We start from the raw sequence: 21,662 nt of genomic DNA on the forward strand, positions 1-21,662 counted from the left end.
CCGGCAGTTGCCGGCTTGGTGCTTTTTAGCGTATTCGCTTTGCATTCAGCCGCATAAGGTTGCGTTCTGTGGGCAGCCTTTGTATAACTGTGCGGTCTTGTCATAAGTAAGAACCAAAACAATGAAAACATTCCGTAAAGCCTTACTCTCACTGAGCTTAACCGCGCTGTGCTGGCATAGCAGCGCTGCCCTGGCCAAAGCCGAACCGCAAACCTGGACTACTGACACCATCAGCGTGCAGCAGGTATTTGCAGCCAACCCAGATATTCGTTTTACCATGGAACAAATTATGGCTGATCCGGATTGGTTGGGACGTCAGCCGGAAACGGCGTTCTGGTCGCCGGATAGCAGCACCATTTATTACCAGCGTAAACGCGAAGGTAGTGAGCTACGGGATTGGTTTAGCCGGCCCTTGTTAGCCGAAGGCAACGGCGAGCTGGTTAAGCTGGCACACTGGCATCAGATGGGCGCTTCGCAGCTGGTGTATAACAGCGATCGCAGCAAAGCGGCCTATGTGTTTGAAGGCAATGTGTTTGTGCTGCAAAGCGGTGAGTTGCTGCAGTTAACCCGCAGCAACAGCAGCCACAGCCGGCCGCAGTTTTTGCTGGATGGTCGCTTGGTGTATCAGCAAGGCTGGGATTTTATCGCCTACGACTTTAACAACGGCAGTCATACTGAGCTCGCCAGCCTGAAGACCGAAGATGCGCCAAAAGCACCGGCCGTGCCCAAAGGCTATCTGGCACAGGAGCAACACAAGTTGCTGGAGTTTGTCGCGCTGCAACAACGCAATCAGGCTGAGCGCTTTGACGCACAGCAACAATTACGGCAACAAAACGCCAGTCTAGCGCCAGCTGCTATCTATGTGGGCAAAGGCCAGCAAATTGTCGATGCCAGCTTATCACCGGCCGGTACCCATCTGATCCTGGCCAGTCGCAAGCAAAGCAGCCGCAACGAGAAAGACATTATGCCGAACTATATTTCGGCAACCGGCGATATTCTGGCGCAGCCGGTACGGGCCAGAGTAAACGACTTTAAGCCTGAGCCACAGAAGCTGATCCTGGTTGATTTACGCGATGGCAGTCAGCATGAACTGAGCTATACCAGTTTACCGGGCTATAACGAAGATGTGCTGGCTGACGTGAAAGCGGAAAATGCCAAGGCGCGGGGCGAAACCTATAAGAGTGCCAAGGTGATCCGCGATATCGGTTTAATGACCGACTGGTACTGGAGCCAGAGCGCGCTGCGTTGGCACCCGAATGGTCAGCAGCTGGCAGTGATGTTAAAGGCCTTTGATAACAAGGACCGCTGGATCGCGACTGTTGATCTGGCAGGCAAAAAGTTACAACCACAGCACCGCTTACATGATAAAGCCTGGGTTAACTACGCCTTTAACGACTTTGGCTGGTTAAACAACAGCGAAACCCTGTATTTCCTGTCGGAAGAGAGCGGCTACTCCCATCTGTATACCAAGGGCCTGCAAGATCGTAACCCGAAGAAACTGACGGCCGGCACCTTTGAGGTGAGCAATCCGGTACTGACGCACAATGACCAGTATCTGTATTACACTGCCAACGTCAGCCATCCTGGTATTTACAATGTGTACCGGCTGGCGCTGGCTAACGGGCAAATTGAACAGCTGACCAACCTGCTGGGCAGTACTGAGTTTACCTTATCGCCTGATGAGCAAAAGTTATTACTGCGCCATTCTACTAACCTGTTACCACCTGAGTTGTATGTGGCGGATGCCCGGCCAGGTGCTGAGTTAAAACAGTTAACCAATACCATTTCGGCCCAGTTCCGCGAGTTACCACTGGTGGCGCCACAGGTAGTGGCCGTGCCGTCCAGCCATGGTAAGCATCCGGTATTTAGCAAGGTCTATCTGCCAGCAGATTATCAGCAGGGTGAGGCGCGCCGCGCGGTGATCTTTAACCACGGTGCCGGTTATCTGCAAAACAGCGATCTGGGTTGGTCAGGTTACTTCCGCGAGTTCTTCTTCCACAACCTGTTGGTACAACAGGGGTATGTGGTGATGGATATGGATTTCCGGGCATCAAAAGGCTATGGTCGTGACTGGCGTACTGCGATTTACCGTCAGATGGGGACTCCGGAAATTCAGGACCTGGTCGATGGCGTCGAATGGCTGGTAAAACATGCCAATGTTGATCGTAAGCGCATCGGTACATACGGTGGCTCTTACGGTGGCTTTATGACCTTTATGGCGCTGTTTAAAGAGCCTGAGTTGTTCCAGGCCGGCGCGGCACTGCGGCCGGTTAGCGACTGGGCTTATTACAACCACCCTTATACCTCGAATATCCTGAACACGCCGGATATCGATCCTATTGCTTATGAACGCAGTTCACCGATCTATTTTACTCAGGGTCTGAAGAAGCCACTGCTAATCAATGCCCCTATGGTCGATGATAATGTGTTCTTCCAGGATGTGGTGCGTTTGGTACAACGGCTGATTGAGCAGGAAATCATTCACTTTGAAACCGCGATCTATCCGGTGGAGAATCATGGTTTCCGGCAACCCAGCAGCTGGCTGGACGAATACCGCCGTATTTACAAACTGTTCGAGCAAAACCTCTAATCTCCACCAAACTTATCCACAGCACTCCGGTACCGGTCTGAGCTCAGACCTGTTCCGGAGTCGCGTCGAACCAGTTGCCGCTGGCACTGACAAAGTCGGTGTCTGCGGTAAAGAGCAGGGGTTGCTGGCTATATGGCTGCTGTAAACGCAGTTCTGCGGCATGCAGCAATAAGCGGGGTGCTGCCGCTGCCTGTTCGGGCGAGGCATAAAAATTATCCCCCAGGATCGGATGGCCCAACGCGGCCAAATGCACTCTTAGCTGATGTGAGCGCCCGGTTACCGGTCTTAGTTCTACTAAACTGCAGTCTTGCCGTACCGCAATACGTTGATAAAAGGTTTGTGCGGGTTTACCAGCAGTATCCACCCGCTGTTTTGGCGCCTGATCCGGATCGGCACTCAGGGGCAGATTAATTTCTCCCGGCTCGGCTGACATCACGCCGGCGACTACCGCCAGATAGCGCTTTTTAACCAGCCGCTCGGCAAATTGCCGTTTTAACTCGCGCTCCGCCTTGCGTCTTAACGCAAACACCACCACGCCTGAGGTACCGAGATCCAGCCGGTGCACCAATAACGCGGTTGGAAATTCGCGTTGTACCCGGCTAAGCACTGAATCGCTAAGCTCTAACGCCCGGCCGGGATTTGTCAGCAAGCCGCTGGGTTTATTCACCACCAGCAGATCTTTATCCTGATACAAAATTGGCAGCGGGCCTGGCGGAGGCTGGTAGAACTGATACATATTCATCTGGAAATCCGAAACTATCCATCATCTTGGCGGCAGCTTAACGGCTTTGGCGCCGCCTGCAAGGCTTTTTTGCCAACAGCCAGGCTAACTTGGTTATAATGCGCTGCTTTGCAGCAAAGGAACCGGATCATGACAGCGGCGTTAGATGAATTGGCAATTTTGCCGGCAACCAACCAGGCCTACCACATCCTGTATCAGGATGAAGCCTTATTGGTGGTTGATAAGCCGACTAAGCTGTTAACTGTGCCGGGCCGGCATCCGGCGAACCGCGACTGCTTGATTAGCCGGGTACAGTGTGAGTTCCCAGGCGCACAGGTGGTGCACCGGCTTGATTACGACACCTCTGGCATAGTGCTGCTGCCGCTGACTAAAAAGGCGCTGTCAGCGCTAAGTAAGCAATTTCAGGCCAGAACTATCAGCAAACTCTATACGGCCCGCGTTGCCGGCCAATTATCTGCTGCTGCCGGAGAAATTAATTTGCCAATTGCGCCAGACGCTGAGCGCCGGCCACTGTATAAGATTTGTCAGCTAACGGGTAAGCCTTCATTAACACGTTATCGTGTGCTGGACTACCGGGCAGGGGACAACAGTACTTTAGTGGAGCTGGAGCCGGTAACAGGTCGCTCGCATCAGCTGCGCTTGCATTTGGCCGCTATTGGCCATCCAATTCTGGGTGACAGCTTATATGCGCCAATCGACATCGCTGGTGCCTCCTGCCGTTTGTTACTGCATGCCACAGTTATCGAGTTTGTCCATCCACTGACGGGCAAATTACTACAACTGCAGACGCCGGTATCTTTCTAGTCGCGTCTGGCGCGCAATAACACATTGATACCACTGGCGTTGGGGTAAAGACGGATTGTCCAGTCCAGAGAACTATCAGGCAACTGGCACGTCAGATACTCGGCTTGTTGCTGGATAAAGCTGCGCTGGATTGCTGCGGTCAAAACACTAAAATCTTTGCCCGGCCGATAAAAGACTTCGTTTAAGGATTTGCCGAGTAATGGATTCTTGGATGCGCGCAACAACTCTAATGCTTGCTGGTTGATAAAGGTGAGATTCAGTTGTTGATCCAGGCTTAAAAACGCATCGGAAATCTCATCCAGGGTCTGGAATAGCGCCAGTCGTAGTTGATCCGAGTGCTGCCAGAGCTTTTTCTGCTCACTGATATCCATCGCAGAACCAAACCAATATAGCACTTCGCCTTGTTCGTTAAAGATGGGTATGGCCGAGGTCAGATGCCAGATATATTGGCCATCTGCGCGTAAAATGCGAAATTCGATTTTGTAGGGAGCTTTATTGGCGACACATTGTTGCCAGTAACTGAGCACCGGTTGTTGATCGTCCGGGTGCAGAATAGCCAGCCAATCGGCAATAATCGTTTGGGTGTCACGGCCACAAAACTGGGCGAAGGTTTCCGAGGCAAAATCGACCTGACCCGCCGCGGTGGCAGTCCAAACTTTTACTGGCAGGCTATCGGCTAATTGCTGAAAGCGACGTTGCTGCTGCGCGAACCGACTGGCTTCATCATGATGATGTTGAATATTCTGCAAAATGCCGCGTACCAGATCCGGATCGGCCGGATCCTGGTAACTGATGATCCTAACCCAAAGTGGCTGCTGACACTCCTGCTGTAATTTGCACTCCAGCATCTCCGGTTCGCTGCTACTGCCGGCCTGTTCCAGTTGCAGAGATAATTTGTTTCGATTGGCACTGTCAAAGCAATACACAAATTGGGCCAGAGTAATTTCCGCCAGGTTTACGCCCAGCAACTGTTGGCTTGGCAAGTCAAGCCGTACCATTTTCCGATGATTATCCAGCCACCAATGGCTTAGTCCGGTGACCTTGTTTGCCAGCTCTAAATCCTGCTGGGTTTGATTAACCTGATGTTGTTGCCGCAGTTGTGACTCGCGAAACGCCATCGCCTGCATACTTAACCACCAGAGTAGGATGATCGACAAACAGGATACAGTGCGGTTCGCAATAACATAAAACGTAGAAAATTCTGCTGGCGCATTAGGAGCAATAAAAAAGCCCAGCCAAACGGCAAGCAAGGCGAAGCCAGCCGTGCTATGTAACAGCAGTCGATTGGCACTCAGACCCGCCAGAGCAACCAAGGGGGTGTACAAAATACCATGGGCAAAGCCGAGTTGAGTCATGCTGTCACTAAGTAACACCAGCAGTAGTGTAATACTGAGAAACCAGCTTGCGGCGGCACTATGCTGCATAAAATTGAGCAGTTTCGGCATCAGCATCCTTGAGTATCCAGCAAAGCAGTACTAATGCGGTTTACGCACAGAAATTGTCGATAGTTGACTGCCGGCTGAAAATTTTTTTGCTTAAAGCATGTTAATCTCCTGCTCAAGGTATAACACAAAGTCCGGTAAAGCCCCAAGGTTTCGTTGCGTTAGTGTTATTTTTTAATGATTTTATTGTACGTCCCGCTTTGGGAGTAATCGCAAACAGGAGCAGAACCTAATGTTAAATTTATTACTCTTCCCCGTTGTCGCCATAGCTCTGACCGCCAACACCGCTACGGTGAGCTGGCAGGACCACGCAAGCATGCCGTTACCGGTACAGGAAATTTATCCGGTATTACATCAAAACACTATCGTCGTAGCCGGTGGCCTGAGCAGCGAACTTAGTGACAGCGCTGCACCTGTCACTGCACGGGTACAACAATATTCAATGAGTTCACAGCGTTGGCAGGATGGCATCGCCTTACCTGAGCCACGGCATCACAGCCATCTGGTGTCGGTGGCAGGTAAGTTGTTTTCACTCGGCGGTTTTGTTGTTACCGAGCAAGGTTGGTGGACTAACAGTCGGGATATTCTGTTGCTGGATGAAACAGCAGGCCAATGGCAAAAGGTCGCCGAATTACCGGCGCCGCTTAGCGAAGCTGTGGCGACCGTTATCGCTGAGCAGGTGCATATTGCCAGCGGCCGCACCGCGACTGATGCTAACAATGGCCAATGGCGCGACAATACCGATGTTAGCTGGCACTGGGTGTTGGACCCGCACAGTTATCAGATCCGTGAGGCTGCGCCAGTGCCAACAGCACGTAATAGTGCTGCTGCTGCCTTACTGAATGGCCGTTGGCATCTGGTGGGAGGGCGCACTGTCGCAGACGGCAATCTGGCGGTACATGAAGTGTTTGATCCCGTAGCTAACAGCTGGCAACAACTGGCACCGCTGCCACAGGCACAGGCTGGTCTGGCGGCAGCGGTAGTGGGGAATAGCTTACTGGTGTTTGGCGGTGAGCATTTTAATGCCGGTGGCGGCGTCTTTGACAAGGTTTGGCAGTACCTGCCGGCTGAAGATCGCTGGCAGGTACTGACCACCTTACCGATAGCGCGTCATGGCCATGGCGCTGTGGTCGTGGGTGAGCATGTCTATGTGATTGGCGGTGCAGCAGAGGCAGGTTTAAAGGCTACGCTGGGAAAATTGCAACGCTTAACGGTAACGACAAAAACGGCGCACTAAACCTAAAAACTAAACCTGCACATTAATATTTAAACCGCTACTTGGCGCCAGAGGGCGTGCGATCAAACTAAAAGGGGTCGCTGCATTGTTGCCTGATACCGAGACCGTACTGGTTGGATTAGATGGAGTTTCTGAGTCAGTTTGCTGCTCAGCGTCGTCCTGCGGTGCGCTCTCCGACGCTGCGGTGCGATCCAAGGCTGAGTTTAAGCGTTCAGTTCGTTGTTGCTGACTCTCCGTCAAGCGATCCGCGGCAGCCAGATTTTGTTGCAACAGGTTCGCGCGGTTAGCTGACTCAGTCGCTTCAGAATCCAGTTCGCGCGCCTGTTGCTGCGCAGCTCTGGCTTCACGCCGTTTGGCGGCAGCCTGTTGCTCCAGTGCTTGCGCTTGTTGTTCGGCTTGCTGAGCTTGCCGCTCGGTTTGTTGGCGTAATAATGCAGTAACCGGAAAACCTGCACCTGCAATGGCGGACGTCATACGGTGATTCCTCGTTAAACTCCAACTAGCCGTAGAAATTATCAATCCTAGCCTGGAAATTGTAGCTTAGATTTGCTCAAAAAACCAACAGCTCGGCGCTTGTGACACTCGTCGGCGACACTGCTTGTCGCGGTGACCTGCCGGTTTATCTGGTTTTACCAGAGTAGTTTTTTTTCTACCTCAACCAACAGCATCACCAGTAAAGCCGCGCCAAGCGACCATAACCAGTGTTGCAGGCTAAGGGGCTGGGTGCCAAACCACAATTGCAGCAGCGGACTGTAGACAAAGGCCAGCTGTAACAACACCAGTATGCCGATCGCCAGCCAGGCAATGCGGTTGGTAAATAGCAGTGTGGGTTTAAGGCTAAAGTTATTCAGATGCCGGCTGTTTAGCAAGTAACCGGCCTGCGCCACCACCAGTGCCGTTACTGTTACCGTGCGGGCAGTCGCCAGATCCAGGCCCTGTGCTAATGCCAGCTGAAATAATGCCATGGCACTGCCGCCAATTAATAAGGATACCAGGGCTATGCGGCGCAAAAAGGCAGCACTTAACAACGCTGCGCTGCTTTGTCGCGGCGGGCGCTGCATCACACCCGGCTCGGCCGGTTCAAACGCCAGTGCCAGTGCCAGGGTAATGGCCACCACCATATTTACCCATAAAATTTGTACCGGTGTCAGCGGCAGCGTCAGGCCAAATAACACCGCACAAAGCATTACCAAGCCCTGAGCGCCGTTGGTCGGCAGAATAAATAAAATGGCTTTACGCAGGTTATCGTAAATAGTGCGTCCCTCTGCGACAGCTGCCGCTATCGTGCTAAAGTTATCGTCAGCCAGCACAATATCCGCGGCTTCTTTACTGGCCTCCGAGCCCTTAATACCCATCGCCACGCCGACATCAGCCTGTTTTAATGCCGGCGCATCATTGACACCATCGCCGGTCATTGCCACCACTTCGCCCTGTTGCTGCAGCGCCTGTACCAGCCGCAATTTATGCTCCGGGCTGGTACGGGCAAAAATATCGCCCGCCAATGCCATTTGTTGTAGCTGTTCGCTGCTGGCTTGCTCCAGTTGTTGCCCGGTATAGACCTGTAACGTGGCATCGGCCGCTAAACCCATCTCCCGACCAATGGCTTCTGCCGTACCGGCATGATCGCCGGTGATCATTTTTACCCGGATCCCGGCGGCCCGACAGGCGGCAATAGCGCTAATGGCTTCCGGGCGCGGCGGGTCGATAATACCAATCAGGCCATAAAAGCAAAGCCCGGTTAGATCGCTAAGCCCCAGTTCGGTTTGTTCGGTATCACGGCCGGCAGCGGCCAGCACCCTTAGCCCTTGCGAGCTCAATAGATTAAGTTGCTGCTGCCAGAATACCTCATTTAATGGCTCGGTTTGCCCCTGGGCATTCAGCTGTACCGAACAGCGTGGCAATAAGCGATCTGGCGCGCCTTTTAACAGCAACTGCCGGTTGCCGTTGCGGTGTTGCTCCAGACTGGCCATAAATTTATTTTCTGACTCAAACGGGATCACCGCTAAGCGCTGATGTTGTTCCCGTTCAAAGCCGGCTTTTTCCGCCAGACAAAGCAGGGCGCCCTCGGTAGGTTCGCCATGTACCAGCCACTGGCCGTCTTTTTCCACCAGCTGACTATCGTTGGCTACGGCGATCACTTCAATTAACGCCGCCAATGCCGGATGTGCTGCCAGGTTAACTGGTTCTTCTGCAAAGCGCAGTTCACCCTGCGGCTGATAACCGACGCCGCTAATCTGATATTGGCCTTGCGCGGTCACGACTTCTTTGGCTGTCATTTCGTTACGGGTTAGGGTGCCGGTTTTATCCGAGCAAATCACCGTTACCGCGCCCAGGGTTTCCACTGCATTTAAGCGCCGGGTAATGGCTTTGCGATCCGCCATTTGTTTTACCCCCAGCGCCAGCGTAATGGTCAGAATAGCCGGCAATCCCTCCGGGATAGCCGCTACCGCAAAACCAATGGCAGCCAGAAACACTTCGGCATGGCTATAGTCGTGCAGTAACATGCCGACAGCCAGCATTAACAGCGCCAGTAATGCAATCACCAGCGCCAGATAGCGGCCAAACTGGTTCATTTGCCGGGTGAGCGGTGTGGTAATGCCCTGAACCTCGGATAACAGCTGGTTGATTTGACCAATTTCCGTTGCCGCACCGATGGCGGTCACCACGGCGATACCGCGCCCTGACGTCACCAGGGTGCCGGAAAAGGCCAGACAACTGCGATCGCCAAGTGCCGCATCCAGCGCAACTGGCTCGGTTTGTTTGGCTACCGGCTGCGATTCTCCGGTGAGCGCCGACTCTTCAATCCGCAGCTCAGTGCTATCCAACAAGCGTAAGTCGGCCGGAACCCGATCCCCAGAGCGGATCTTTACCACATCGCCCGGCACCAGCTGCTCGGCCGGCACTTGTTGCCACTGGCCATCGCGACAAACATTGGCATGTACTGACAGCATCTGGCGGATCCCGGCCAAAGCCTGTTCGGCTTTACCTTCCTGAATAAAACCGATAACTGCATTAATAATCACCACCGCCAGAATCACTGTGGTGTCCAGCCAGTGGCCGAGCAGGGCGGTAACCGCTGCTGAGAATAACAGTACGTAGATCAGGGTGTCGTGAAAGTGCTTAAAAAAGCGATACCACAGCGAGGGGCCTGCGGCCTGTGGTAATAGATTAGCGCCATACTGTTCTGCGCGACGCTTTGTCTCAGTCACAGTTAAACCTTGCTGAGTACTATTAAACGCTGCCAGCACTTGAGTAGCGCTAAGGCTGTGAGCATTAACAGGTGCTGTCGTTTTTGGCTTGCCAGCGGCCATAACGTTGTTCCTTTTTTCACCAATTACACACAGTATGCCAGAAAAAGGCCGCCACCGACCTGCGCTACATCAAACAGTTATCCACAGCACTCCGGTACCGGTAAGAACTCGGACCTCCGGCTGGTACCGGAGACGTGTGGATAAGTTACAGCTCTTCACGGATATAGCGGATGCGCTCGTCTTCGTATACCTGGTAGATGTTTTGCAATAATGCTTTTAAATCATCCGATTGTTCGCCCATGCGGATACTCATAATTACTGGCGACACTGCGCGCTGCTCGTCCAGATCCAGATAGCTGACATCCTGGCGGATAAAAGCATGCATACTGCTGGGTACTATCGTCAGGCCTTCACCGGCGGCGACTAAACCGATAGCAATTTGCAGCTCCCGCACTTCAATCACCTTATTCGGCGTTAAGCCGCGATCATAAAACAGCGCCAGGATCTGATCGGCAAAGCTCGGTCGCGGCTGCTTTGGGAACACCAATAAAGGCTGATCAATCAGATCACGCAGCGTCAGCTTCTGGCCTTTTTTGGCCAGTGCATGCGAGGAAGGTAGCGCTACCATTAACGGCTCTTCGCGCAGCAAAATACGCCGGATACTGGGATCCTCGACCCTTAAGCGACCAAAGCCAACATCAATTTTGCCGGCTTTTAATGCTTCAATCTGCTCTGAGGTGGTCATTTCGTGCAGGGTCAGCTCTACGTTGGCATGTTGCTCGCGAAACTGGCGGATAATCCGCGGCAGCAAGCCATACAGCGTAGTGGCAACAAAACCAATCGATAAACTGCGCTCTATTTTGCCAACCCGCTGCGTCATGGTTTTGATTTCAGCACTTTTGGCCAGCAGCCGTTTGGCATGGGTATATAAAAATTTGCCGGCTTCGGTCAGCTGCAACGGCCGGCTGCTACGTTCGAATAAGCTGACACCAAGTTCATCTTCTAATTGCTGAATTTGCCGGCTAAGTGGCGGCTGGGCAATAAAAAGCCGCTCCGCCGCGCGGGTAAAATTCTGCTCTTCTGCCACTGCGACAAAATACCGTAAATGCCGAATTTCCATCGTTTATACCTTTTTGGTATGGAGTTGATACCAACATAGTGTTGGAACTGCGATTAACGCCGAAGTATTGTCCGGTTATCCGATTTAACTATACCGAAACGATATGATCAAGGCGATTGAAACAATTCTGATAGATATCCCGACCATCCGGCCCCACAAGTTGTCGGTAGCGACGATGAGCACCCAAACTCTGGTACTGGTGCAAATCCAAACTGACGACGGTTTCAGCGGCTGGGGCGAAGCGACCACCATCGGCGGCCTGAAATATGGCGACGAAAGCCCGGAAAGCGTAGCGGTGAATATTCGCCAGCATATCGCGCCCTTATTACTGCAGCAAGATGAGCGTCAGGTCGGCGCCCTGATGTACCGCCTGCGCAAAAATATCCGCGGCAACCGTTTTGCCAAATGTGCGCTGGAAACTGCGCTGCTGGATATTCAGGCACAGCGTTTGAGTGTGCCAATGAGCGAACTTTTGGGTGGCCGCCTGCGTGACAGCGTACCGGTGCTCTGGACTCTGGCCAGCGGCGATACCGTCAAGGATATCGATGAAGCGCAGATGATGCTCGACTTGCGCCGCCATAACAGCTTCAAACTGAAAATCGGTTTAAACAGCATTCAGCACGACGTTAACCATGTACTGGCGATTAAAAAAGCGCTCGGTGCTGACGTCAGTATCCGCGTTGACATCAACCAGGCTTGGTCGGAACTGCAGGCCACCACCGCGATCCAGCAGTTACAGGATGGTGGTATCGATTTAATTGAACAGCCATTAAAAGCGGAAAACCGCGCCGGCATGGCACGGCTGGCACAGCGCTTTAGCGTGGCCATTATGGCCGACGAAACCCTAAACGGCCCGCAGGATGCGTGGGAAGTGGCCCGCCTGAATGCCGCTGATGTGTTTGCGGTAAAAATTGCTCAGTCCGGCGGCCTGACCCAGGCCAAAGAGCTTGGCACCATCGCCCGTTTAGCCGGCATTAGCCTGTACGGCGGCACCATGCTGGAAGGCGCTGTTGGCACTATGGCCTCGGCCCAACTGTTCGCCACCTTTGATGAACTGGAATTTGGTACCGAATTGTTCGGCCCGCTGCTGCTAAAGCAGGACATTCTGGCCGAGCCACTGCAATACCGTGATTTTGCGCTGCAACTGCCGACCACACCGGGTCTGGGGCTGGCGCTGGATCTTGACAAAATTGCTGCCTGGCGTCGCCCGGCTTAAGGAGCTTTAGCATGTTATTTCAAGTACGGATGGATGTAAGCATCCCCGCCCATTTAAGCGAAACCGAGGTCAACGACCTTAAAAACCGCGAAAAAGCGCTGGCGCAGCAACTGCAGCAAAGTGGCAAATGGCGCCATCTATGGCGCATTGCCGGCCAGTATGCCAACACCAGTATTTTTGATGTAGCCAGTAACGAAGAGCTGCACAACCTGCTGCTGTCGTTGCCGCTGTATCCCTTTATGCAGATTGAGGTCACACCGCTATGCCGGCATCCGTCCTCGATCCATGACGACGACCGTTAAACCACGCTCTCACTAATAATTTGATACCGACAGGGGACAACACCATGACACATAACGAAATTGACCAGTTAGTAAAAGGCTTTATTATCGACGCCGCCCAATCTGCAGCGAACCCGCGGGTACAGCAAATTGTACTGCGCTTGGTAAGTGACTTATTCAAAGCGATTGAAGATCTGGATCTTAGCGCCAGCGAAGTATGGAAGGGCTTAGAGTTTCTGCAGGAAGCCGGCGGCCGCATGGAGCTGGGCTTAATTGCCCCGGGCATCGGCTTAGATCGCTTCCTCGATATCCGTTTTGACGAAGCCGAAGCCAAGCTTGGTATCACCGGTGGCACGCCACGTACTATCGAAGGTCCGCTGTATGTGGCCGGTGCGCCTGTTGCCAAGGGCTTTGCGCGACTGGATGACGGTACTGAGTCTGAGCAAGGCAAGGTGTTGTTTATGCAGGGCACCGTCTATGGCGCCGATGGCAAGCCGCTGCCGAACAGCCAGGTTGAAGTTTGGCATGCCAACCTGCTCGGTAACTACTCATTCTTTGATAAATCGCAGTCTGATTTTAACCTGCGCCGCACCATCATTACTGACGACAACGGCCGTTATCAGTTCCAGAGCATCGTACCTAAAGGCTACGGCTGTCCGCCAAATGGCAGCACCGCCAAATTACTGGGGTTATTAGGTCGTCACGGTCAGCGCCCGGCCCATATCCACTTTTTTGTCAGCGCCGCCGGTCATCGCAAACTGACCACCCAAATCAATATCGACGGCGACGAATACCTGTGGGATGACTTTGCCTTTGCCAGTCGTGAAGGCCTGGTGCCGCCGGTGGTTGAAGTCAGCGATCCGGCTGAACTGGCCAAGCATGGTGTCAGCAAACCGTTCGCCTCAATTGATTTTGACTTCCACTTAAATGCAGAAGTGGCGGCCGCGCCAACGACAGAAGTTGAGCGGCGTCGCGCCCAGGCCTGAGCTTAGGCTTAGTTCGCCAGGAGTTAACTCCTGGTTCTAACCGGGTTCCCTTGGCGCAGCAGTTGGGTAAGCCATAGTAGAGACTGCTGTGCCTTTTTTCAGGCTGTATGAAACTGATTTTGAGGTAACACACCATGTATATGATCGATCCGGACCGGCCGCTAAACGAGCGCACCCTGAACGACTTTTTAATTGAAGATCACGCCAAAGGCGACTACCGGCTGCATCGCAGCGCCTTTACCGACCAGCGTTTATTTGAGCTGGAAATGAAATATATCTTCGAAGGTAACTGGATTTACCTGGCCCATGAAAGCCAGATCCCAGATACCAATGACTACTACAGTACCTATATTGGCCGGCAGCCAATCTTTATTGCCCGCAACCGCGCCGGCGAGCTGAACGCCTTTATTAACGCCTGCAGCCACCGTGGTGCCCAGCTGTGCCGGCATAAAAAAGGCAACAAAGCCACCTTTACCTGTCCGTTTCACGGCTGGACCTTTAATAACAGCGGTAAGCTGTTAAAGGTTAAAGATCCGCTTGATGCCGGTTACTCAGAGTGCTTTAACAAAGAAGGCTCGCACGATCTGAAAAAAGTGGCGCGCTTTGAAAGCTACCGGGGCTTTTTATTCGGCAGTCTGAACCCGGACGTCGCCCCACTGGCGGAGTTTTTGGGCGAAGCAGCTAAAATCATCGATATGATTGTTGATCAATCAGCCGATGGCCTGGAAGTGCTGCGCGGCTCCTCTACCTATACCTTTGATGGTAACTGGAAACTGCAGGCTGAAAATGGCGCCGACGGTTACCACGTTTCTGCCGTGCACTGGAACTATGCGGCGACCACCAACCGCCGCAAAGAAGAAGCCGCCAAGCGTGAAGACAATATCAAAGCGATGGACGCCGGCCGTTGGGGCCAGCAGGGCGGTGGTTTCTATGCCTTTGAACAGGGCCACATGTTGCTGTGGACCAACTGGGCTAACCCGGAGGATCGGCCGAATTTTCCGCGTTATCAGGAATTTGCCGACAAATTTGGTCAGCACACAGCCGATTGGATGATCCAGCGCTCGCGCAACCTGTGTCTGTATCCGAACGTCTACCTGATGGATCAGTTCGGCAGCCAAATCCGTCTGTTACGGCCACTAAGCGTGGATAAAACCGAAGTTACCATCTATTGCATTGCACCTAAAGGCGAAGCGCCAGAGGCCCGCGCCCGCCGCATCCGCCAGTACGAAGATTTCTTTAACGTCAGTGGCATGGCCACTCCGGACGATTTGGAAGAATTCCGCGCCTGTCAGCAGGGGTATGCCGGCAAGGTGATGGAGTGGAACGATATGTGTCGCGGTGCCACGCACTGGATCCAGGGCGCGGATCAGGCCGCACAGGAAATTGGTTTAAAGCCGGTGATGAGTGGCCTGAAAACCGAAGATGAAGGCTTATACACCGTGCAGCACAGCTATTGGTTAAAAGTAATGCAAGACGCTCTGGCCAAACAAGGAGGCAAAGTATGAATAAGCTGAGTAATAGCGCGGTTGATTATCAGCAACTTTGTGCCTTTTTATACCGCGAGGCGCGTCTGCTTGATGACGAACAATGGGATGACTGGCTGCAGTGTTATCACGATGAGGCGCAGTTCTGGATGCCTTCCTGGGATGACGACGACAAACTGGTTACCGATCCGCAGACCGAAATTTCGCTGATCTATTATCCAAACCGCGCCGGTTTGGAAGATCGGGTGTTCCGGATCAAAACCGAACGTTCCAGCGCTACCATGCCGGATACCCGCACCAGCCATAACCTGAGCAATATCGAAGTGGTAGCGCAGCAGGGCGATTTCGTCACGGTGCGTTTTAACTGGCACACCCTGAGTCATCGCTACAAAACCACGTTCAGCCACTTTGGCATGTCGCGTTATGTGATTGATTTTAGTGGCGGCAGCCCGAAAATCCGCGACAAGTATGTGGTGCTGAAAAACGATTATATCCATCAGGTTATTGATATTTATCATATTTAATTGCCGGGGAGCCTGCTATGACCTTTCGTATTGCCTTACAGTTTGAAGACGGTGTCACCCGCTTTATCGACTGCAAAAACGGCGAGCTGCTATCCGATGCTGCTTACCGCCAGAAAATTAATATTCCGCTGGACTGCCGTGACGGCGCCTGCGGTACCTGCCGCGGCTTTTGTGAGTCGGGCAAGTACGAGATGCCGCCTGAGCTGTATATCGAAGATGCGCTAACCCCGGAAGAAGCCGCACAAGGCTATATTCTGGGCTGTCAGATGCGGCCTAAGTCTGATTGCGTGGTGCAAATTCCGGCCTCGTCGACCAGCTGTAAAACCGGTATGGCCGAATTTGCCGGCACTCTGACGGCGCTGAGCCAGCCCAGCGATTCCACCATTTGCTTTTCCATAGCGCCAGAGCAACCGGCTGCGCTAAGTTTTCTCGCCGGGCAATACGTTAAGGTCGCCGTACCGGGTACTGCGGATAGCCGTGCCTATTCGTTTAGCTCCGGGCCGGGGCAGGATAGTGTCAGCTTTATTGTGCGCAACGTGCCAGGTGGCCTGATGAGCAGCTTTTTAACCCAAGGCGCCAAAGTGGGCCAGGCGATGAGTTTTAGCGGCCCTTATGGCAGTTTTTACCTGCGTCCGGTACAACGGCCGGTATTAATGCTGGCCGGTGGTACCGGTATTGCGCCCTTTATGGCGATGCTGGATGTGCTGGCGCAAACCGACAGTGCTTATCCGGTCAACCTGGTGTTTGGTGTAACCCATGATCAAGATCTAGTTGAGCTGGACAAACTGGCCGCCTTTAAAGCCGCGCATAGCTGGTTTGACTATCGCACTGTGGTGGCCAGCGACGCCAGTCAGCATCCGCGCAAGGGTTATGTTACTGCCCATATCGACGACACCTGGCTCAATCAGGGCGATGTCGATATCTATCTGTGTGGCCCGGTGGCGATGGTGGATGCGGTACGCAACTGGCTGAATACGGCACAAATCACCCCGGTAAGTTTCCACTATGAGAAATTCTCAGCCAGTGTCGGAGCTTAAGATGAACGCACGCTTTTTAAATAAAGTCGTCCTGGTTACCGGCGCAGCCCAGGGCATCGGCCGCGGTGTCGCCGAAGCGCTGGCACAGGAAGCCGCCAAGCTGGTATTGGTTGACCGCGCCAGCTTTTTGCCGGAGGTGGCCGCGGAAATTAAAGCCGCAACCGGCCTGGCTGACAGCGATGTTCTGACCGTGGAAGCTGATCTGGAAAGCTGGAGCGGTGCCGAGCAAATGGTGCAGGCGGCGCTGACACAGTTTGGCCGCATTGATGTACTGATCAATAACGTTGGCGGCACCATCTGGGCTAAGCCATATCAGCACTATCAGCCGGATGAAATTGAAGCTGAAATCCGCCGCTCCTTAATGCCGACCTTATGGAGTTGTCGCGCGGTATTGCCAACGATGCTGGCGCAGCAGGGCGGGGCCATCGTTAACGTGTCATCAATTGCCACCCGCGGTATTAACCGCATTCCCTATTCGGCTGCCAAAGGCGGGGTTAATGCGTTAACCGCCAGTCTGGCATTTGAGCATGCGGCGGATGGCATCCGGGTCAATGCGGTCGCCACCGGCGGTACCGAAGCGCCACCACGCAAAGTGCCGCGCAACCCCAAACCACTGAGTGCCGACGAGCAGATCTGGTATCAGCAAATTGTCGATCAGACCATCGAATCGAGCCTGATGAAGCGCTACGGCAGCATTAACGAGCAGGTGCAGGCGATTTTATTCCTGGCCTCGGAACAGGCCTCTTACATTACCGGCACCGTCTTGCCGGTCGGTGGCGGCGATCAGGGCTAAGCGGCAAACAGGGCGAACCAGCGCCGATAACTCTTTAACTTAAGCTTTGCCAGTTGCTGGCACAGTGAAGCAGGTGAACAGATGATAGATAAAACTGTGGCAACCGCCGCTGACGCGGTGGCGCAAATTTACGATGGCGCAACGGTGATGATTGGCGGCTTTGGTAGCGCCGGCCAGCCGGCTGAGCTGATTGATGCCTTAATCGCTCAGGGCGCGCGCGAGCTTACCATTGTTAATAACAACGCCGGTAACGGCGACACCGGGCTGGCGGCACTGTTAAAAGCCCGCCGGGTGAAAAAGATTATCTGCTCTTTCCCGCGTCAGTCCGACTCCTATGAGTTCGATGCGCTGTACCGTGCCGGCGAGATAGAGCTGGAATTAGTGCCACAGGGCAACCTGGCTTGCCGGATTCAGGCCGCAGGTTCAGGCCTTGGCGCAGTGTTTACCCCTACCGGCTACGGCACCTTGCTGGCCGAAGGCAAAGAAACCCGCGAAATCAATGGTAAACACTATGTGCTGGAATACCCGATCAGTGCCGACTTTGCGCTAATTAAAGCACAGCAGGGCGATCGCTGGGGCAACCTGGTGTACCGTAAAACCGCGCGTAATTTCGGCCCCATTATGGCCGCCGCGGCTAAGGTCACCATTGCTCAGGTTAGCGAAATTGTGCCGCTGGGCGCGCTGGATCCGGAGCAGGTGGTAACGCCCGGCATCTTTGTTCAACAACTGGTTGCAGTATAAGGAGCCGCATGATGACCTATCAGCCATTAAGCCGTGATCAACTGGCGGCGCGGGTTGCCCGCGATATTCCGGAAGGTAGCTATGTCAACCTTGGTATCGGCTTACCAACGCGGATTGCCAACTTTCTCGATCCGGAAAAAGAAATCTTTTTACACAGCGAAAACGGCCTGCTGGGCATGGGTCCGGCACCAGCGCCGGGCGAAGAAGATCCGGAGCTGATTAACGCCGGCAAGGAGTTTGTTACCTTGCTAACCGGTGGTTGTTATTTCCATCATGGCGATTCCTTTACCATGATGCGCGGCGGCCATATCGATATTTGCGTACTCGGTGCCTTTCAAATCGCCGCCAATGGCGATCTGGCCAACTGGCATACCGGTGCTGCTGATGCCATTCCGGCTGTCGGCGGTGCCATGGATTTAGCCGTGGGCGCGCGCAAAGTCTTTGTTACTACCGATCATGTCACCAAAAAAGGCGAGCCGAAAATTGTTGAGCGCTGCAGCTATCCGCTGACCGGCGTCGGCTGTGTCGATCGCATTTACACCGATCTGGCGGTGATTGATGTGACACCACAGGGCCTGCTGGTACAGGAAAAGGTACCGGGTATTACCCGTGAGCAGTTGCAGGCGATGACCGCTGCACCGCTGCAATTTTCCGCTAACTGTCAGTAAGCCCTAGGAGCTAACGATGAGTGAAGTCTATATTTGTGATGCCATCCGTACGCCCTTTGGCCGTTTTGGTGGTGCCTTAGCTGCCGTACGCGCCGATGATCTGGCCGCGGTACCGATTAAAGCCTTAATGGCCCGCCAGCCGCAGGTTAACTGGCAGGCGGTGGATGATGTGGTCTATGGCTGCGCCAATCAGGCCGGCGAAGATAACCGCAACGTAGCGCGAATGGCAGCCTTACTGGCCGGCTTGCCGGTCGAAGTGCCGGGTACTACCGTTAACCGGCTCTGTGGCTCCAGCCTGGATGCCCTTGCTATTGCGGCCCGCGCTATAAAAAGTGGCGAGCAGCAATTACTGATTGCCGGTGGCGTGGAAAGTATGTCGCGGGCGCCCTTTGTGATGGGTAAGGCTGACAGCGCTTTTTCGCGCAATCAAAAAATTGAAGACACCACCATCGGCTGGCGCTTTATCAATCCGCTAATGGCAGAATTGCATGGCGTGGATGCGATGCCCGCCACCGCCGAAAATGTCGCCGAAGATTTTAATATCAACCGCGCCGATCAGGACGCTTTTGCACTGCGCAGCCAACAGCGCGCCGCCGCAGCACAACATGCCGGTATTCTGGCGGCAGAAATTACGCCGGTATTGATCCCACAGCGTAAAGGCGAGCCGTTAGTCATCAGCGAAGACGAACACCTGCGCCCGGATACCACCCTGGCGGCGTTACAAAAGTTAAAGCCGGTAGTCAAAGCCAGCGGCACGGTCACGGCTGGTAATGCTTCCGGCGTCAACGATGGTGCCTGTGCACTGTTACTGGCCTCGGCAGCGGCTGTCAAAGCGCAGCAACTGAGGCCGCGCGCCCGTATTTTAGGTACTGCCGTCGCCGGCGTCGCGCCACGGATTATGGGCTTTGGCCCGGCACCGGCAGTAAAAAAAGTGCTGGCGTTAACCGGGCTTGCTCTTCAGCAAATGGATGTGATTGAACTCAACGAAGCCTTCGCGGCGCAGGCACTGGCACTCACCCGCGATCTGGGTCTGGCCGATGATGACGCCAGAGTCAACCCTAATGGCGGCGCTATTGCGCTCGGTCATCCACTGGGCGCATCCGGCGCGCGGCTGGTCATCAGCGCTTTACAGCAGCTGGAACGTAGCGGTGGTCGTTATGGTTTATGCACCATGTGTATCGGCGTCGGTCAGGGCATCGCCATGATTATCGAACGGCTGGAGGCAGCAGATGTTCGTTAAAACCGACGATAGGGTGCAACTTTACTATCAAACTGCCGGTGATCCGGCCAATCCGGCGCTGCTGCTATCCAACTCGCTGGGTACCCGCTGGCAAATGTGGCAGCCGCAACTGGCGGCTCTGACCAAACACTTTTATCTGATTAGCTACGACAGCCGCGGGCACGGCGAGTCGGATAAACCCGCCGGTCCTTACAGCCTGACGCGGCTGGGGCAGGACGCACTATGCGTTTTGGGCGCGCTTGGCATTAAAAAGGCGCATTTTTGCGGTATTTCGATGGGCGGCTTAACCGGGCTATGGTTGGCAGTCTATGCGCCGGAGCGGTTTTTAAAGATCGTCGTAGCTAATACCGCGGCGAAAATCGGCACAAAAGAAGGCTGGCAGAGCAGGGCAGCAGCGGTGCGTGAACAAGGCCTGGCAGAGCTTGCAAAATCAGCGCCGCAGCGCTGGTTTACCCCGGGCTTTATTCGCAAGCATGCCGCTTTAGTTGAGCAGTTAACGGATACTTTAGCTGAGCAAGATAAAGAAGGTTATGCCGCCTGCTGCGATGCCCTGGCCGAGGCAGATTTACGCGCGGATCTGTCACGGATCCAGTTGCCGTTGTTGGTTATCGCCGGCAGCGCCGATCCGGTAACCACGGTGGCAGACGCCGAGGCGATTGTACAGGCTTGCCCCAGTGCCAGCCTGGTATCGTTAAAAGCCTCGCATATCTCCAATCTGGAACAACCCGCAGCCTTTAACCGGGCGCTAAGTCAGTTTTTGCGGGCTTAACCTTTCTTTACAGCTGCAGCGGACAGGGTTGTGTGCTGCAGATGTTCTTTTAGTTTTTGATTCAGCTTCTAGATATTCGCATCCAGCGGCAAGCACACCGTACAACTTTGACGGGACACGCTGTGAATACCTCCCTTACGGTTACAAACTTCATCCATGAAGTTTGCCCTGCGGGCCAGCTACAGCTGTTCAAATTTGCTCCCGGCAAATTTGTGCCATTTTTCATCCCTGAAAAATACAGTCCCTTACAAAGTGCACGGAATGCTTACCACCTCGTTTGACTACTTTGTTTCATCCAGACAGGGGTTCTAAGCTTCTAAAAAGCTTTTCGAGATACATTAAGTAAAACTACTGCAGTCAGGCAGCGAGCCGATATTGCTAAGCAAAGCGTGTACGGCATGGATGCCGGACAGGAGCCTACAGGGATGTATTTACGGCGTCTTTGTGTGCAATATCGGCTGCAAGCAGCCTGGTGGTTCGACTAAAACGAACTTATCTAAGCCGCAGATCTGCATTACCACCCGGTCGTGAGGTAACACCATTCCACAATCAACGATAAACCCGCCTGTTTTTCAAGCATATCCAAACCCGAATAGCAATAGTTTTCCATACTTTCTCGGTATAGTGACATACTGATTCGGTGTTGGATTATCACGCTATAAGCAGCGTATCTTCTGGTTAATGGTGAAAAATACACCATACCGATAGGGTTGCCTCGCCAGCCTATCCATCAACAG

At 53.7% G+C, this 21,662-nt stretch carries 19 protein-coding genes; 14 read left to right on the forward strand and 5 right to left on the reverse strand.

Features of this window, described 5'->3' with window-relative positions; all coding sequences use genetic code 11:
* The first annotated feature begins 121 nt into the window (after nucleotides 1–121).
* Nucleotides 122–2,590 carry a prolyl oligopeptidase family serine peptidase gene (locus H1D31_RS06585; RefSeq protein ID WP_261257118.1) on the forward strand — a complete coding sequence of 823 codons (2,469 nt, stop codon included), beginning with the start codon at nucleotides 122–124 and terminating at the stop codon, nucleotides 2,588–2,590.
* Nucleotides 2,591–2,633: 43 nt separating this feature from the next.
* On the opposite strand, the gene H1D31_RS06590 is transcribed toward H1D31_RS06585, so the two are convergent.
* Nucleotides 2,634–3,332 (reverse strand): RluA family pseudouridine synthase, encoded by a 699-nt coding sequence (locus H1D31_RS06590; protein WP_008610147.1) that lies wholly within the window; start codon nucleotides 3,330–3,332, stop codon nucleotides 2,634–2,636.
* A 129-nt stretch (nucleotides 3,333–3,461) separates the two neighbouring features.
* Between H1D31_RS06590 and H1D31_RS06595 the strand changes: the two genes are divergently transcribed.
* Nucleotides 3,462–4,136, forward strand: a complete 675-nt coding sequence (locus H1D31_RS06595; RefSeq protein ID WP_008610148.1) for a pseudouridine synthase — start codon at nucleotides 3,462–3,464, stop codon at nucleotides 4,134–4,136.
* Here the strand turns inward: H1D31_RS06595 and H1D31_RS06600 are convergent.
* Entirely contained in the window at nucleotides 4,133–5,581 is a 1,449-nt protein-coding gene (locus H1D31_RS06600) for a PAS domain-containing protein (protein WP_261257120.1), read from the reverse strand. The two genes, H1D31_RS06595 and H1D31_RS06600, sit on opposite strands and share 4 nt — an antisense overlap.
* A gap of 229 nt (nucleotides 5,582–5,810) precedes the next feature.
* On the opposite strand from H1D31_RS06600, the gene H1D31_RS06605 reads away from it, so the two are divergent.
* Nucleotides 5,811–6,815, forward strand: coding sequence for a Kelch repeat-containing protein (locus H1D31_RS06605; protein WP_261257122.1), 1,005 nt, complete (start codon nucleotides 5,811–5,813; stop codon nucleotides 6,813–6,815).
* 9 nt (nucleotides 6,816–6,824) lie between these two features.
* On the opposite strand, the gene H1D31_RS06610 is transcribed toward H1D31_RS06605, so the two are convergent.
* From H1D31_RS06610 to H1D31_RS06620, 3 genes are all read right to left on the reverse strand, one after another.
* A complete protein-coding gene (locus H1D31_RS06610) occupies nucleotides 6,825–7,289 on the reverse strand; it encodes a hypothetical protein (RefSeq protein ID WP_065956411.1) in 465 nt (154 codons plus the stop codon).
* A gap of 155 nt (nucleotides 7,290–7,444) precedes the next feature.
* Nucleotides 7,445–10,126 (reverse strand): cation-translocating P-type ATPase, encoded by a 2,682-nt coding sequence (locus tag H1D31_RS06615; RefSeq protein WP_261257125.1) that lies wholly within the window; start codon nucleotides 10,124–10,126, stop codon nucleotides 7,445–7,447.
* A 145-nt stretch (nucleotides 10,127–10,271) separates the two neighbouring features.
* Nucleotides 10,272–11,186 (reverse strand): LysR family transcriptional regulator, encoded by a 915-nt coding sequence (locus H1D31_RS06620; protein ID WP_057785777.1) that lies wholly within the window; start codon nucleotides 11,184–11,186, stop codon nucleotides 10,272–10,274.
* Between the two features lie 103 nt (nucleotides 11,187–11,289).
* On the opposite strand from H1D31_RS06620, the gene H1D31_RS06625 reads away from it, so the two are divergent.
* From H1D31_RS06625 to pcaD, 11 genes are all read left to right on the forward strand, one after another.
* Nucleotides 11,290–12,402 carry a muconate/chloromuconate family cycloisomerase gene (locus tag H1D31_RS06625; protein WP_261257128.1) on the forward strand — a complete coding sequence of 371 codons (1,113 nt, stop codon included), beginning with the start codon at nucleotides 11,290–11,292 and terminating at the stop codon, nucleotides 12,400–12,402.
* An 11-nt stretch (nucleotides 12,403–12,413) separates the two neighbouring features.
* Nucleotides 12,414–12,704 (forward strand): muconolactone Delta-isomerase, encoded by a 291-nt coding sequence (gene catC / locus H1D31_RS06630; protein WP_008949537.1) that lies wholly within the window; start codon nucleotides 12,414–12,416, stop codon nucleotides 12,702–12,704.
* A 44-nt stretch (nucleotides 12,705–12,748) separates the two neighbouring features.
* Nucleotides 12,749–13,669: a catechol 1,2-dioxygenase gene (catA, locus tag H1D31_RS06635; protein WP_008983200.1), complete on the forward strand. Its 921-nt coding sequence runs from the start codon at nucleotides 12,749–12,751 to the stop codon at nucleotides 13,667–13,669.
* 134 nt (nucleotides 13,670–13,803) lie between these two features.
* A complete protein-coding gene (benA, locus tag H1D31_RS06640) occupies nucleotides 13,804–15,174 on the forward strand; it encodes a benzoate 1,2-dioxygenase large subunit (protein ID WP_261257135.1) in 1,371 nt (456 codons plus the stop codon).
* Nucleotides 15,171–15,677 (forward strand): benzoate 1,2-dioxygenase small subunit, encoded by a 507-nt coding sequence (benB, locus tag H1D31_RS06645; protein ID WP_008949534.1) that lies wholly within the window; start codon nucleotides 15,171–15,173, stop codon nucleotides 15,675–15,677. Before benA ends, benB begins: the two co-directional genes overlap by 4 nt.
* Nucleotides 15,678–15,694: 17 nt before the next feature.
* Nucleotides 15,695–16,714, forward strand: a complete 1,020-nt coding sequence (benC, locus tag H1D31_RS06650; RefSeq protein ID WP_261257138.1) for a benzoate 1,2-dioxygenase electron transfer component BenC — start codon at nucleotides 15,695–15,697, stop codon at nucleotides 16,712–16,714.
* Between the two features lies 1 nt (nucleotide 16,715).
* Entirely contained in the window at nucleotides 16,716–17,507 is a 792-nt protein-coding gene (benD, locus tag H1D31_RS06655; protein WP_008983204.1) for a benzoate diol dehydrogenase BenD, read from the forward strand.
* Between the two features lie 81 nt (nucleotides 17,508–17,588).
* Nucleotides 17,589–18,248, forward strand: a complete 660-nt coding sequence (locus H1D31_RS06660) for a 3-oxoacid CoA-transferase subunit A (RefSeq protein ID WP_057785783.1) — start codon at nucleotides 17,589–17,591, stop codon at nucleotides 18,246–18,248.
* 8 nt (nucleotides 18,249–18,256) lie between these two features.
* Nucleotides 18,257–18,916 (forward strand): 3-oxoacid CoA-transferase subunit B, encoded by a 660-nt coding sequence (locus H1D31_RS06665; RefSeq protein WP_314732992.1) that lies wholly within the window; start codon nucleotides 18,257–18,259, stop codon nucleotides 18,914–18,916.
* A 16-nt stretch (nucleotides 18,917–18,932) separates the two neighbouring features.
* Nucleotides 18,933–20,156, forward strand: a complete 1,224-nt coding sequence (gene pcaF, locus H1D31_RS06670) for a 3-oxoadipyl-CoA thiolase (protein WP_261257143.1) — start codon at nucleotides 18,933–18,935, stop codon at nucleotides 20,154–20,156.
* Nucleotides 20,146–20,925 carry a 3-oxoadipate enol-lactonase gene (gene pcaD, locus H1D31_RS06675; protein WP_261257145.1) on the forward strand — a complete coding sequence of 260 codons (780 nt, stop codon included), beginning with the start codon at nucleotides 20,146–20,148 and terminating at the stop codon, nucleotides 20,923–20,925. Before pcaF ends, pcaD begins: the two co-directional genes overlap by 11 nt.
* Nucleotides 20,926–21,662 lie beyond the last annotated feature (737 nt).

It is taken from the genome of Alishewanella sp. BS5-314 (assembly GCF_025377695.1).
In the GTDB taxonomy this organism is placed as follows: Bacteria; Pseudomonadota; Gammaproteobacteria; order Enterobacterales; family Alteromonadaceae; genus Alishewanella; species Alishewanella aestuarii.

What these genes read in the sequence shown, in the direction of transcription:
- H1D31_RS06590 (WP_008610147.1), bottom strand. Translation starts at nt 3,332, where the DNA reads ATGAATATGTATCAGTTCTACCAGCCTCCGCCAGGCCCGCTGCCAATT.
- pcaD (WP_261257145.1), top strand. Translation starts at nt 20,146, where the DNA reads ATGTTCGTTAAAACCGACGATAGGGTGCAACTTTACTATCAAACTGCC.
- H1D31_RS06610 (WP_065956411.1), bottom strand. Translation starts at nt 7,289, where the DNA reads ATGACGTCCGCCATTGCAGGTGCAGGTTTTCCGGTTACTGCATTATTA.
- H1D31_RS06605 (WP_261257122.1), top strand. Translation starts at nt 5,811, where the DNA reads ATGTTAAATTTATTACTCTTCCCCGTTGTCGCCATAGCTCTGACCGCC.
- catC (WP_008949537.1), top strand. Translation starts at nt 12,414, where the DNA reads ATGTTATTTCAAGTACGGATGGATGTAAGCATCCCCGCCCATTTAAGC.
- benC (WP_261257138.1), top strand. Translation starts at nt 15,695, where the DNA reads ATGACCTTTCGTATTGCCTTACAGTTTGAAGACGGTGTCACCCGCTTT.
- H1D31_RS06665 (WP_314732992.1), top strand. Translation starts at nt 18,257, where the DNA reads ATGATGACCTATCAGCCATTAAGCCGTGATCAACTGGCGGCGCGGGTT.
- H1D31_RS06660 (WP_057785783.1), top strand. Translation starts at nt 17,589, where the DNA reads ATGATAGATAAAACTGTGGCAACCGCCGCTGACGCGGTGGCGCAAATT.
- benD (WP_008983204.1), top strand. Translation starts at nt 16,716, where the DNA reads ATGAACGCACGCTTTTTAAATAAAGTCGTCCTGGTTACCGGCGCAGCC.
- benA (WP_261257135.1), top strand. Translation starts at nt 13,804, where the DNA reads ATGTATATGATCGATCCGGACCGGCCGCTAAACGAGCGCACCCTGAAC.
- H1D31_RS06585 (WP_261257118.1), top strand. Translation starts at nt 122, where the DNA reads ATGAAAACATTCCGTAAAGCCTTACTCTCACTGAGCTTAACCGCGCTG.
- H1D31_RS06595 (WP_008610148.1), top strand. Translation starts at nt 3,462, where the DNA reads ATGACAGCGGCGTTAGATGAATTGGCAATTTTGCCGGCAACCAACCAG.
- H1D31_RS06625 (WP_261257128.1), top strand. Translation starts at nt 11,290, where the DNA reads ATGATCAAGGCGATTGAAACAATTCTGATAGATATCCCGACCATCCGG.
- benB (WP_008949534.1), top strand. Translation starts at nt 15,171, where the DNA reads ATGAATAAGCTGAGTAATAGCGCGGTTGATTATCAGCAACTTTGTGCC.
- H1D31_RS06620 (WP_057785777.1), bottom strand. Translation starts at nt 11,186, where the DNA reads ATGGAAATTCGGCATTTACGGTATTTTGTCGCAGTGGCAGAAGAGCAG.
- pcaF (WP_261257143.1), top strand. Translation starts at nt 18,933, where the DNA reads ATGAGTGAAGTCTATATTTGTGATGCCATCCGTACGCCCTTTGGCCGT.
- H1D31_RS06600 (WP_261257120.1), bottom strand. Translation starts at nt 5,581, where the DNA reads ATGCCGAAACTGCTCAATTTTATGCAGCATAGTGCCGCCGCAAGCTGG.
- catA (WP_008983200.1), top strand. Translation starts at nt 12,749, where the DNA reads ATGACACATAACGAAATTGACCAGTTAGTAAAAGGCTTTATTATCGAC.
- H1D31_RS06615 (WP_261257125.1), bottom strand. Translation starts at nt 10,126, where the DNA reads ATGGCCGCTGGCAAGCCAAAAACGACAGCACCTGTTAATGCTCACAGC.